This is a genomic window from candidate division KSB1 bacterium (assembly GCA_034506395.1).
Lineage (GTDB): Bacteria > Zhuqueibacterota > Zhuqueibacteria > Thermofontimicrobiales > Thermofontimicrobiaceae > Thermofontimicrobium.
Genome location: JAPDPQ010000012.1, coordinates 1 through 14,318, shown reverse-complemented (window position 1 = coordinate 14,318; position 14,318 = coordinate 1). Strand labels below are relative to the sequence as shown.

At 48.9% G+C, this 14,318-nt stretch carries 8 protein-coding genes; all 8 read left to right on the top strand.

The window, feature by feature from the left end; all coding sequences use genetic code 11:
• Positions 1-5: 5 nt before the first annotated feature.
• Positions 6-1,370: an ATP-dependent protease ATPase subunit HslU gene (gene hslU / locus ONB37_09575; protein MDZ7400400.1), complete on the top strand. Its 1,365-nt coding sequence runs from the start codon at positions 6-8 to the stop codon at positions 1,368-1,370.
• A gap of 186 nt (positions 1,371-1,556) precedes the next feature.
• The gene (argF, locus tag ONB37_09570) at positions 1,557-2,468 is read left to right on the top strand and encodes an ornithine carbamoyltransferase (protein MDZ7400399.1); all 912 of its coding nucleotides are present in this window, start codon (positions 1,557-1,559) and stop codon (positions 2,466-2,468) included.
• Between the two features lie 386 nt (positions 2,469-2,854).
• A complete protein-coding gene (locus ONB37_09565) occupies positions 2,855-3,826 on the top strand; it encodes a GNAT family N-acetyltransferase (protein ID MDZ7400398.1) in 972 nt (323 codons plus the stop codon).
• Between the two features lie 445 nt (positions 3,827-4,271).
• Positions 4,272-5,336, top strand: a complete 1,065-nt coding sequence (locus ONB37_09560) for a hypothetical protein (protein MDZ7400397.1) — start codon at positions 4,272-4,274, stop codon at positions 5,334-5,336.
• A gap of 374 nt (positions 5,337-5,710) precedes the next feature.
• On the top strand, positions 5,711-6,715 hold the full coding sequence (locus ONB37_09555; GenBank protein MDZ7400396.1) for a LacI family transcriptional regulator: 1,005 nt from the start codon (positions 5,711-5,713) through the stop codon (positions 6,713-6,715).
• 513 nt (positions 6,716-7,228) lie between these two features.
• Entirely contained in the window at positions 7,229-8,677 is a 1,449-nt protein-coding gene (locus tag ONB37_09550) for a T9SS type A sorting domain-containing protein (protein MDZ7400395.1), read from the top strand.
• Positions 8,678-9,339: 662 nt separating this feature from the next.
• Complete coding sequence (locus ONB37_09545; GenBank protein MDZ7400394.1) at positions 9,340-12,033, top strand: TonB-dependent receptor; 2,694 nt, start codon at positions 9,340-9,342, stop codon at positions 12,031-12,033.
• Positions 12,034-12,703: 670 nt separating this feature from the next.
• Positions 12,704-14,318 (top strand): hypothetical protein (locus ONB37_09540; GenBank protein MDZ7400393.1); only part of this gene is annotated, 1,615 nt, incomplete at its 3' end.

Sequence of the window (14,318 nt, the reverse complement as noted above, 5' to 3'; positions counted from 1 at the left end):
AACGTATGGATAACCAAGATCATGAATTAACACCCAAGCAAATTGTTCAGGAATTGGATAAATATATTATCGGCCAGGATCGCGCGAAGAAATCGGTGGCGATCGCCCTGAGAAATCGCTGGCGTCGCCTTCAAGTAGAAGACGAGCTCCGCGAGGAGATCATGCCCAATAATATCATTCTCATTGGCCCAACTGGGGTAGGAAAAACCGAGATAGCTCGCCGGCTAGCCCGTTTGGCCAATGCACCTTTCGTAAAAGTTGAGGCCTCAAAATTCACAGAGGTCGGTTATGTTGGCCGAGACGTTGAATCCATTATCCGCGATCTAGTGGATTTGGCGGTATCTATGGTCCGAAGTGAAAAGACTGCCGAGGTCGAAGAAAAGGCAGAACAGTTGGCTGAGGAACGGTTGCTCGACATTCTGCTCCCCCCTATCTCGAAGGGCGAGGACAAAAATCAGCTTGATGAATCCGATGAGCTGAAAGCCAAGTGGAATCGCACCCGCGAGAAATTGAGACAACAGCTCCGCGCCGGCCAATTGGATGAACGAACCATAGAGATGGAGGTGCAGACAGAGAATTTCCCGATGATGCAAATCATTTCTCCAATGGGCGTTGAAGAAATGGGACTGAATATTCAGGACCTTCTTGGCCCGATGTTCCCTAAGCGGATCAAAAAACGCCGAATGAAAATTCCCGACGCCATGCGCTACCTGGCTCAAGAGGAAGCACAGAAACTGATCGATATGGAAGAGGTCATCCGAGAAGCGATCCACAGGGTGGAAAATTCTGGTATCGTTTTTCTGGATGAAATCGACAAAATTGCTGGGGAAGATTCGGGACATGGTCCTGATGTTTCGCGAGAGGGGGTTCAGCGTGACCTCCTCCCAGTCGTTGAAGGCACCAATGTCCTAACCAAATACGGCATGGTAAAATCCGATCACATTCTATTTATCGCTTCCGGTGCGTTTCACGTTTCCAAGCCATCGGACCTGATCCCAGAGCTTCAAGGCCGATTCCCAATCCGCGTGGAACTAGATAGCCTCACCACCGAGGACTTTGTTCGGATCCTCACCGAGCCCGAAAATGCTCTCATCAAACAATACACAGCCATGCTGAGCACCGAAGGGGTCAAGTTAGAATTCACTGAAGAAGCGATCTGGGAGATCGCTAAAATCGCCACAGAAGTGAATGAACGGGCTGAAAATATTGGCGCACGCCGTCTCCATACGATTCTCACCACCCTATTGGAGGATATTTTGTTTGAGGTCCCAGATACAAAAATTAAAAAAATCACAATCACCGACAAAAAAGTGCGCGAGAAACTAAAAGACATCGTTGAGGATGAGGATCTGAGTCGTTATATTTTGTGACAGATTATTCAATCGTTAAGAAATCATGATTGGGGACACGCAGCAAACCCAAGGCTTCTGTGATTACCTCGCAAGCATGTCCCCATATTTAATTACTGTATGTTGGCTTGAGCTTTATTGGTTTTATATTTTTCGATCTTTAATTAAAGCATCATAGGTTAAGCATCTTGAGATGAGGAGGTAACTGTGACCAAACATTTTCTTTCCATTGCAGAATTGACCAAAGATGAGATTTTTGAGATTTTCGATCTGACCAAAGAGTTAAAAGAGAAGACCAAACGGGGCGAACCGCATCATCTGTTGAAAGGCAAGACGCTGGCCATGGTCTTTGCCAAGCCTTCAGCACGGACACGAATTTCGTTCGAAGTGGGCATGTTTCAATTGGGCGGACATGCACTCTATTTGGGTCCGAATGATATCGGCGTTGGCACCCGAGAGGCAGTGAAGGATGTCGCCCGTGTTTTATCTCGCTACAACGATGGCATTATGGCACGGCTATTCGGCCATCAGGATATCGTTGAACTGGCGCAATACGCCACTGTCCCTGTGATCAACGGGCTGACCGATCTCTTGCATCCGTGCCAGATCATGGCCGATGCCTTTACCATTTTAGAACATCGGAAGACGCTGGATAATTTGAAAGTCGCCTTTATCGGCGATGGCAATAATGTGGCGAATTCATGGATCAATTTTGCCTCTCGAGTGCCCATGAAGTTGGCGCTGGCGGTGCCAGAAGGGTACGATCCTAACCCACAAATTTTAGCCAATGCCCGAAAAACTGGCATCAGCGAGATCACCATCCATCGGAATCCGCATGAAGCGGTAAAAAATGCCGATGTGGTGTATACTGACGTTTGGGCTAGCATGGGCCAGGAGGCCGAGGCAGAGCAACGGAAAAAGATCTTTCGGCCGTTCCAGGTTAATGAGCAATTGATGAAATCCGCCCGACCTGACACGTACTTTATGCACTGTCTGCCCGCTCATCGCAACGAAGAGGTCACCGATGGCGTGATCGAAAGCCCGAATTCGATCGTCTTCGATGAGGCAGAAAATCGCATGCATGTGCAAAAGGCGATCATGGTGAAATTGATGAAATAGATTTTATCTCGTCGCCTTGATTGCATCAAAATTTCCCACGGATGATATAACAACCACGGATAATTTGATAGCTAATTTTATCCCTAGCGACTCTATCATCCGTGGGGAAAACCATAAGGATTCGCAACGCATGATAGCACGACCACAGATAATTTTATATCATTTTCATCCGTGGTAGTTCTATCATCCGTGGGAAAAAATCAGAATAGCTCTCAGCTTTTGATAGAATCACCACAAATAATTTATAAAATTTTCATCCGTGGTAGTTCTATCATCCGTGGGGAGAAATCAGAATAACTTTCAGCTTTTGATAGAATCACCACTAATAATTTATAAAATTTTCATCCGTGGTAGTTCTACCATCCGTGGGGAAAAATTAATATCCTATGCCGATTTACGTTGAACCTTATCACCCCTCCTTTGCCGAGGAGTGGGACAATTTCGTCTGGGCCGCCAATAACGGCACCATCTTTCACACCCGTCGCTTTCTGAGCTATCATCCGCCCGACCGTTTTGAAGATCATTCGCTGATTTTCAAAAAGGAGAAGCGGGTGGTGGCACTATTTCCTGCGACGGTGCGCTATGAACAGCATCGCCGTATCCTCACGTCCCATCGAGGTGCCTCCTACGGCGGACTGGTCTCCAAATTTGATGTGGGGATCAAAGACACGTTCGAGATCGTCGAGGCATTGATCCGCTATGCTCAGGACCACCAATTCCAAGGCGTGGAGATGACGCCGCCGCCGATCATCTATTACCATCGCCCCAGCCATTACGTGGATTTTGCGCTGGTCAAAAACGGCTTCGGCTATCGCAAGCGGGAGATCTCCAGCGTTATCCCTCTCACCTTCGGCGAAAATGAGGTGCTGTACACCTTCTCCCCAGAATCCCGACGGGCGGTCAGGCGTGGGGTGAAATTGGGCGTGGTGGTGAGAGAATGTGAAGAGTATGAGACCTTTTATCAAATTTTAAAACGCAACCTGAAAATGCGCCATAACGTCACGCCCACGCACACGTTGGATGAGCTATTGCTGCTGAAGAAGATTTTCCCAGAGCGCATCCGATTGTTCGGCGCCTTCGTGGAGCAGCAGATGGTGGCGGGCGTGGTCATGTTCATCACCAATCAGCGGGTGGTGTTGGCATTTTACATCAGCCACAACGAAGACATGCAGCAATACCGTGGCGTCAATTGCCTGTTTTTCGAGATCATCAAATGGGCGATTCGAGAAAAGTATGGCTATCTCGATTTCGGGATTTTTACCGTGAATATGGATCCCAACTGGGGCCTGGGCCGCTTCAAAGAGAGCTTCGGAGCCCAAGGGATCTTTCGGGATACGCTGCTGAAGTATTTTGATTAGATTTTTATAATCGAGCTTGCTGAGAACCTTGAAAACATCGGGGAATAGTGGAATATTGGAGTGATGGAGTGCTGGAGTTATGGGCTAAATTTGGCCGACCGAGTGAATATGTCATTTCGAGCGTAGCGAGAAATCTGTTTATTTAGCCAACCAATCTTAAAATATTCAGATTCCTCACTCCGTTCGGAATGACACAACTCAGTTTAATATGACTAAGTAGTGCTTGAGCAAAAACTACCTGATTTGCGATTTACCAGTCATTGCGAGGCGTTTTTTGCCGAAGCAATCTCTTTAACAAACAAGAGATTGCTTCGTCGCTCCGCTCCTCGCAATGACGACTGAATTCTAAACTTATGAGTTTTCGCCCAGACACTAAATAATACTAGAATCAATTTTCCATTATTCCAATATTTCATCATTCCACTATTCCTTTTTCAGAACGAAAATGAAAATCCTGCACATCGCTCCTTTCAACATCGCCAACGTGCCCATGACGTTTGTGCTGGCGGAACGGAAATTGGGTCATGAAAGCCGACTCATGACCTTCGCCAAACACCCACGAGGTTTTCCAGAGGATATTTGTCTGAATCTCCCCTTGTTAAATTTCAAAGGTTTTACGTCTTTTAAAAGGTTGATTGGTGGCAAGTCTCGAGTGACAGTGACAAACATCAAGCCTGAATTGACCAGCCTCCCCCCTACCTGGCGTCCCAATCCTGTCGAAAAATTTTTCATCAAACTTCGGGAAGCGATCTGGCAGCCAATTATCAAAAAAGCCTATCAGCAATTTCAGCTCGATCAGTTCGACGTGATTCAGCTCGATGGCGGGGTCGGATTCTTCCGTAATGGCCGTGATGTCATTCGATGGAAGCAACTGGGCAAAAAGATCATCTGCTGTTATGCGGGCAGCGATCTGCGAGTGCGGGGTGTGATCCCACCCATCGACGCCATATCGGATTTAAATGTGACCGTTGAGTTCGATCATTTGCAGCTCCATCCCAAGATCCACCACATTCCGTTCCCATTCGATGCCAGCCGCTTTCAGCCCATTGTTCATCGAGAGGAAACGATCATTCGGATCGGCCATGCGCCCACCCATCGGGCGGCCAAGGGCAGCGATGTGATCATCCCGATAGTCCAGGAATTGGAAAAAGAATTTCCCGTCCAACTAATCCTGATCGAAAATCTGCCTTATCAGGAAGCAATCAGACGCAAGGCTGAATGCCACATCTTCATTGACCAGATCGGCGATCTCGGTTATGGCATTAATTCATTGGAGGCGCTGGCCATGGGCATCGCCACTTGCTCGTGTTTGGCGCCTGGTTTCGAGAAGCACTATCCCGATCACCCGTTCATTGTGATTGACGAAAAAAATTTGAAAGCACAATTGATCTCATTGATTCAGGATAAACCGCTTCGAATTCAGAAAGGACGTGAAGGACGGGAGTGGGTGAAAAGATATCATGATCCGATAAAAGTGGTTCAATTGATCCACCACCTGGCGAAGCTTTAATCCCCTTTTTCTCTGCTAAACCGTCAGCATTTAAAATCGATCATCCGATTTCAAGAGTTCATCAAATCCAGTTCCTAGCTCATCCAATCTCATATACTGATCATTGAGAGCATGTGGAATGATTTTAAATTGATCCATGATGCTTTGCAAGATTTTTAAAAAAAGACTTGACAAACCATATTTTTTTTGTTATATTTCAAAGCGCTTTAATAAAGTTTTAGTTGGATTCCCACATTTTATCGTCACCACAATAATAGAGATTATTTAATGAATTTCAAAAGATTGGTCATATAAATTTTAGGCCAATCTTCAAAGCAATCATAAAATAAAAGTGGTTCAATTTAAAATTTCATCGAAACGTTTCGATAAATTTTATGAATCCAACCATCAAAGATGTGGCCCAAAGAGCGGGGGTGTCGCTCTCGACGGTTTCGCTGGTGCTGAATCGCAAAAAGAACGTCTCAGAAGAGACCGCCAAAAGGGTTCAGCAAGCGATCAAGGAACTCGACTATCACCCGCAACGATCGGCACAGGGCCTGGCTTCTAAAAAAAGCGGCAACATCGGCTTCATTCTCACCAGCGATCATTTCTCCCGTGCCGAACCTTTCTATACCAAGATCTTCTTAGGCTCCGAATTCGAAGCTCGCAAACATAATTATTACATTCTGCTCACCACGGTTGAACAGGATTTTCATCGAAAATGCATCCCCCGATTTCTTCTGGAACGAAATGTTGATGGCGTGATTTTAGCAGGCAGAGTCCCCGACGGATTGATTTCCTATGTCGAGCAAATGGACTTGCCGCTGATCTTTATCGATTATTTTCCAGCCAATGGCAACTATCCAGCGGTTTTGATCGACAACACCTTCGGCGCCAAGCAGGCAGTGAAACATCTGATCGACAAAGGGCATCGGCAAATTGCTTTTATCGGCGGCGACATCTCGCATCCTAGCATTCAAGATAGATTTTTAGGCTACAAGCAAGCCCTTGAAGAAGCCAGTATTCCGTTCAACGAAAATTTGGCCGTGGTTGACGAAGACTATCCAGGCGATAAAAACGGCTATAGCGCCATGTGCAAGCTGCGAAAGCGGAAGGCGTCTTTTACCGCTGTTTTTGCAGCGAACGACGCTATGGCATTCGGCTGCATGAAATGTCTAAAAGAAAAAGGCATTAGAGTGCCAGATCAGGTCGCTCTAGTCGGATTTGACGATGTGGATGTCTCTTGGCAAATGGACCCGCAATTGACGACGATCAGGGTGAATAAAGAGGACATGGGCGCTCTGGCGGTTAAAAATTTGGTCGATCTGATCTCATCTCACAAAAAAAGCCTGGGAAAAATTCTGGTGCCTGTGGAACTGGTCGTCAGAAATTCAAGCTGATATTCGGGTCGATGATTTAATGGATGATGTTCTTATTTCGCTGCTCCCCAGCAGAGGCAGGGGGGCTCATCAGGTTTTGTACTGTGCCCAAATAACAGATTCCTGCATCCGCAGGAATGACACGAAACTGTCATGCCTGCGCATGCGGGCATCTCATAACGAGTGGAATTGAACACAAGGATTCCTGCATTCGCAGGAATGACAGGAAAGTAGATTCCTGCATCCGCAGGAATGACAGTGCATCGAGTGTCATGCCTCCGAAAGCAGGCATCCCATTTGGCCGATTGTTGAGTCAAGTTCCAAGTATTGCAGAAAAAACCATCATTCGAATCGCACTAACAGATCACCAAATCAATGCAGCTCAATCTGCTCGCTAACCTATGGGCAGATGCAAAGAACAAAAACATGAATATCCATTTTGACAAGGAGGTGATCCACAGAAAAAATATCCCTCGCATTACCAGCACAATTTAACCGCATTAAACCGCAAACCAAATAATCTGGAGGTGAATTATGAAATCGTGGTTACGGAGCTTCATTTTAATGACATTCCTGATGGCGACTTTAGGAATGACCTATGTGATTGCTCAAACCAATTTGTTACCCAACGGTGATTTGGAAATTCAAGAGCCCAATTTCTGGACCAAGTTGAACGAAGGGGCAGGCGGTAGCACGTTGACCTGGGATTTAGCCAATGGCCACAACAGCAGTCGTTCGTTGAAAGTCGTCAAGACTGCGGCGGCCGACAATGTGGTGGGTTGGAAGAGCGCCAACAATGCCAATTTGTACTGGAACAGCGCCAAGGCCAATCTCACCTATGCCATCAGTTTCTGGGCCAAGACCCAGGGCGTGAACACCAACCCTGCTTCGGATGATGAGCGCATTGGGGCATTGTTCTCATTTTTCAGTGGTGGAGCGCTGTTGGGCGAGGCGTTTTTAGAGGTCGATCAGAGCACGGCCAACACCGATTGGACCGAATACACGGGCGCATTGGTTCTGCCGCCAGGCAATAATCCTGATGAGATGTACATCACGCTGCAATTTGGCAAGAAGGCCACAGGGACGGTCTGGTTCGACGATGTGGGCTGCGGTTCTGATCCCTGGACCATGTGGCCGTTCAACAGCGACATGGAAGTGCCTTTGGGCTGGATGGAGTGGCACGCTGGTCCGACAGAAGGTTATTCCAACACGGTCAAAGGCGAGGCTCACAGTGGCGAATGGTCGGCCTTGCTGCACGAGTGGGACAACAATTCCGATGAGATGGTATTCTATTCGGAGCCAGTGCCTGCTGAGCCCAACACCTGGTACAAGATCAGCGTTTGGGCCAAATGGGACAGCGTCAATACCGATCCCAAGTTTGTGGCGTCCAATGTCATGCCCGATCGGCTGGATGATCGACTGGGCATGTGCTTCTTCTTCCACAAGGGCAATATCCAGCAGAGCTGGGATTTGACGGGTGGCGATCAGTTCTACTATTTTGATCAGCGAGAGGCGGCGGGCGATTGGCGGCTGTACACGGTCATCGCCAAATCTCCCGATGATGCCACAGGCGTCTCTTGTCGAGCTCGATTCACTTCCTACCCTGTGGGCAAAGTCTGGTATGATGATTTCGCCATCGAGCCGATCGAAGCGTTGCCGACTGGCATTTTCGAGCCTAGCAATTACATCCGAGCGGAAATTCCAAATGAATTTGAGCTGGGTCAAAATTATCCCAACCCGTTCAATCCTGAAACCACCATTAAATATGCAGTACCAAGAACGGGCCACATCCAGATCGAAGTTTACAACATCCTGGGCAAAAAGGTCCGAACTTTGTTCGAAGGTACCCAGGCAGCGGGCAATTATGAGATTCGCTGGGATGCTCGGGATGATAATGGCTCTGCTCTATCGTCGGGTGTTTATTTGATTACCTTGAGAAGCGGCAATTTTGTCACTGCCAAGCGAGTGACCTTGTTGAAATAACTTGATGCTTATCGTCAAGACCCTTGCGAGGGCTGGTAGCCTTCGCAAGGGTAAATTTATTGTATCATACCTGCGAATGCAGGCACCCCATGATAGGTGGGCTTCAATCCAAGGGTTTCTGCATGCGCAGGAATGACACGGGACCAAATGTCACCCCTGCGAATGCAGGGGTCGCATCAGGTTTTAGGCTGTGCTTAAGCCGAGGATTCCTGCTTTCGCAGGAATGACACAGGGAAATAGGTTCCTGCATCCGCAGGAATGACAGGGAACGAGATTCCTGCATGCGCAGGAATGACACGGGACCAAATGTCACCCCTGCGAATGCAGGGGTCTCATCAGGTTTTAGGCTGTGCTTAAGCCGAGGATTCCTGCTTTCGCAGGAATGACACAGGGAAATAGATTCCTGCATGCGCAGGAATGACAGGGAACGAGACTCCTGCATTCGCAGGAATGACAGAGAAGAAAATGTCGTGCCTGCGCATGCAGGCACCCCAAGATAAGCGGGATTTCACAAAGGGATTCCTGCATCCGCAGGAATGACAGGGAACGAGATTCCTGCATGCGGATGAAATATCGCCTTTTAAAGGTTTATATAGATCGCCAAAAAAGTTCAGTAATCTGTTCATCATTTCTCATTCACCAAACTGAGAAAGGATATCAGAATGGGAAACCATAAATTGATCTTTCTAATCCTGATCCTCGCCGCTCTATTGCCGCTTCTCGCCTATGGTGGGACCACAGGTAAAATTGCGGGGCGGGTGATCGATAAGGAGACCCGCCAGGGCTTGCCTGGGGTGAACGTCATCATCGAGGGGACGACGCTGGGCGCTGCCACCGATGCCAATGGCAATTTCATCATCCTCATGGTGCCGCCAGGCATTTATACCGTTCGAGCGATGATGATCGGCTATAGCAATTTCCGCTATGAAAATGTCAAAGTCTCGGTCGATCTCACCACCAAATTGGAAATCGAGCTGACCACCACCATTCTGGATGTCGGCGAAGAGGTGACCGTCGTGGCTGAGCGGCCGCTCATTCAGATGGACCTGACGTCGACCTCGGCTGTCGTCGGCTCCGAAACGATCGCCAGGCTGCCCGTGGATCACTTCGCTGACGTGGTCAATCTGCAAGCGGGCGTGGTGGAAGGGCATTTTCGGGGTGGCCGTGCAGGCGAAGTAATGTACATGATCGACGGCATCCCCGTGAATGACGCCTATTCTGGCACCTATGCCTTTCAAGTGGAAAATAGCGCCATCGCCGAACTGGAAGTGATCAGCGGGACATTTAATGCCGAATATGGTCAAGCCATGTCGGGTGTGGTGAATATCGTCACCAAAGAGGGAGGGAAAAATTACTCGGGCGAATTTTCCACCTACCTGGGAGATTACCTCAGCGACCACAAAAACATTTTCTGGAACATTGACAAATTAAATCCTACCTACAATTTTGAAGCGAGCCTTAGTGGACCTGTTCCTGGCATGAAAGACAAATTATCGTTTTATATCAATGGCCGCTGGTTCGATACCGACGGCTATATTTATGGCAAAAAAGTGTTTGTCCCATCGGATCAATCCGATTTTTCGGCGCCAAATTCATCTGATTGGAAAATTATGTCCCAAGGGCAGGTTTACAATTACTCCAAGGAAATTGCCCAGGATTTGATCAACAAAGCGAAACCTGTGCCCATGAATCCCGAAAAACGAGTCACGGGATTAATGAAATTGACTTATACTTTCTCGCCATCTGATAAACTGAGCTACGAACTGCTGGTTCAAGATCAATTTTATAAAAACTACGACCATCGCTTCCGACTGAATCCTGATGGCGATTACAAACGCTTTAATAACGGGTTCAATAACAATCTGATCTGGACCCATGTGCTGAGCCAGCGGACCTTTTTCACAGTGAAAACGAACTACTTTCTGACAAAATACAAACAGTACGTCTATGAAGATCCATTCGATCCTCGCTACGTGTCGCTGCGAAGGTTGCAAGATGCTGGCGCTAATGCCTTCCTGAGCGGCGGAATGCAGATGTGGAATTTTCGAAGAAGCACCAATACGTTATTGAGCAAATTCGATATCACCAGCCAGGTGACCAATAGCCATCAATTCAAATTGGGAGTGGAAGCGAAACGGCATCGACTCTGGTTGCACGAATTTGAGGTGATTACCGATGGCGCCGAGCGAATTCCCCCGCCATCAGCTTTTAACAATAATCGGTACACACATTATCCCACTGAATTCTCCGCCTATATCCAGGACAAGATGGAATTCACGGATCTGATTGTCAATGCTGGAGTGCGATTCGATTATTTCAATCCTGATGGCGAAGTGCCGCTGGATTATTCCAATCCCACTGCCTCAGCGAAAAAGCGAGCGAATGCTTCGGCGCAATTCAGCCCCCGCTTCGGCTTGGCGTACCCCATCACCAGCCGTGGCGTAATCCACGTGTCGTATGGCCATTTCTTCCAGACGCCGAACCTGGATTATCTTTACGTGAATCCCGAGTTCGAGCTATTTCTGCTGCAAAGCACAGTTTCGCCGCCGCCTAATAGCACGTTGAACACGCTGGGCAATGCCTCGCTCAAACCGCAGAAGACCGTAATTTACGAAATTGGACTGCAGCAGCAGCTCTCAGACCAGTTTGCCCTGGATGTCACGGCCTATCGAAAAGATATCCGCAATCTCCTGGGCACAGAGGTGCTGCGATTGTTCACTGGTGGCTATTACGCTCGTTATATCAATCGGGACTATGCCAATGTGAAAGGCATCACTGTCTCGCTCGAAAAACGGCAGACCGCTGGCATCACGGGTGTGGGCGCTTCGGTGGATTATACCTACCAGGTCGCCAAAGGCAATGCCTCGGATCCCAACGATGCTTATTTGAACACGCTGTCGGGATTGGAGACATTGAAACAGATGCGACCGCTGGATTGGGATCGACAGCATCAGATCAACGCCACGCTCACCATCGGCGATCCGAGCAGCTACAATGTGAGTCTGATTGGCCGATTGGCTACGGGATTCCCATACACTTCCGTCTGGGGGACTGGTGCTTACATCGAAAATAATGCCCGACGGCCATTGATCTATACCTTCGATATGTATCTTATCAAAAATTTCAAACTCGGGCGTTTGAGCTATTCGCTGTTTGCCCGAATTTTCAATCTATTCGATCGGCTGAACGAGCGGGATGTATTTCCCGATACGGGTCGGGCAGGCTACTCTCTTACGCCATATCACATGGGCTATCTGCAGCCTCGTGGCATCAATTCCCTGGAAGACTATTTCATCAGGCCCGATTTCTATTCCAGCCCCAGGGAGGTTCAAGTTGGGCTGACAGTGGGCTTTTAAATTGACAGGATGAACAGGATGTTGCAGGATGGAATACATTAAATGACTTTTGCTGTGCGAAGTTTTGCGTTGATATTTTGAATGATAAAAAAGCGAATGTCATGCCTGCGAAGGCAGGCACCCCATGACGAGTGCGACTCAACACAAGAGATTCCTGCATCCGCAGGAATGACACAGGGGCGTAATTCACTGTCATGCCTGCGAAGGCAGGCACCCCATGACGAGTGCGACTTAACACAAGAGATTCCTGCATCCGCAGGAATGACACAGGGGCGTAATTCACTGTCATGCCTGCGCATGCAGGCATCCCAAGACGAGTGGGATTCAACATAGAGATTCCTGCATTTGCAGGAATGACACAGGGGCGAAATTCAATGTCACCCCTGCGCATGCAGGGGTCTCATTAGGTTTTAGACTGGGCATAAGCCAAGGATTCCTGCATCCGCAGGAATGACAAGCAAAGGGATTCCTGGATTCGCTGTGTGATTAAAAGGCTAACGCCTTAACTTCATCAATAAAAGGATTCCTGCTTTCGCAGGAATGACAGAGGAGAAAATGTCATGCCTGCGTATGCAGGCACCCCATGATTAATGTGATTAATCCCAAGGATTCCTGCATTCGCAGGAATGACAGGCCAAAACAGATTCAGATTAAAAATTGAGGTCGAATAATGAACAAGAAAATTTTCCTGCTGATACTACTCTCAATCATCGCCGTTCCCACGCTGTTGTTTTCTCAGGAGGGGATTCAGCAGCGAGTGCCTGATCCCAATACAGGTGATCTTTCCAAGCTGCGCACTGGTATCATGGATGGCAATCGGATTGCCACTCGCTTCAAGAATTGGGGCGAGATCGCCGAGCATCCCTGGAGCCCCTCGTGCGAATGGCCCCAGGGCACGGGACATGAGTACCAGGATGGTGTAGCGCTGATCGTCTGCGTGGCGACCAATGATCGCAGTGGCAAGCGCATCCACCCAATGGAGACCCAGTACCGTGAATTTGTGGATTACAATCCCGCCAGGCCCAGTGAGCTCTGGGGCTGGGCCCCGCTGCCAGGATATTTCAGTGAGGGATCGGATTCTCCTGCCATGAGCGACGACCCACGCACCTGGCCGCTGCGTTGGCCCGACAAACCCCCATCCTGGGATGGCTACTGGAACGGCTGGTTCGGCAAGGGCAAAACCCAGGCCGAACTGGAGACCTATTTCGTGTTCGATGATGATCTCGATCTGGAATGGGATTTCTACCCCGATCCCACCGATACATCCCGTCGTGGCGTGGGACTGGAAGTCGCCGCCCGATATTTCCAATGGGCCCAGGTGCTGGCTCGGGATGCCATTTTTGCCCTCTATTTCATCACCAATGAAGGCAAAACCGATTACGATAGCGTTTACTTTGCGTTTTATACGGACTGGGGCATGGGCGATCTACCAGGCGAGGACATGGACAATATGGACGATGCGGGTTCTTACGATCTGGATCTGGACATCGCCTATGCCTGGGATAACGACTACAAAGGCTATCGGGGCTGGAAGGTGGGCGTTGGTGGCTTCGCATTCCTGGAAAGCCCTGGCATCACCTACGACGGTCGTGACAATGATGCCGACGGCCTCATCGATGAAAGTCGGATCAATCCCGCTGGCGTCTGGCTCGATCAGTACCCCTACGGGATCGTTGATGTCGATAATTTCAGAAAGCATTTTGGCCGTGAGCCAGCGCCCCACTGGTCTGGGGATGAGGATGGCGATTGGCGCTCGTTTACCGATGTCAATGACAATGGCCACTGGGATCCAGGCGAACCACTCAATGACGATGTCGGCGAGGATGGCCTGGGGCCGTACGATGCAGGTTATGATGGCCCTGACGATGGCGAAGGCGATGGCAAGCCGACCCTGGGACGAGGCAATCTGCCTGGCGAACCCAATTTCGGCAAGACCGATAAGGACGAGTCGGACCAAATCGGCCTCACAGGTTTCGAGATTTTCAATGTGCACTACTATGAATTGACCAATGACGAACAAAATTGGAATGTTTTCCGACGCTCCCGAAATCCAGAGGAAGCACCGCCCTCGCCTCTGGTCGGTGGCAATCTGGGGATGTTCTTCGCCTCAGGCCCGATCAGACTCAAGGCAGGACAGACCGAAAATTATTCTATGGCCCTGTTATTTGCCGATGACCTGGAGACCCTGGCACGGCGCAAACGGACGGTCCAGAGCATCTACGACAGCGATTATCGCTTTGCCGTAGCGCCCAACAAGCCTCGGCTCATTGCCACCCCTGGCGATG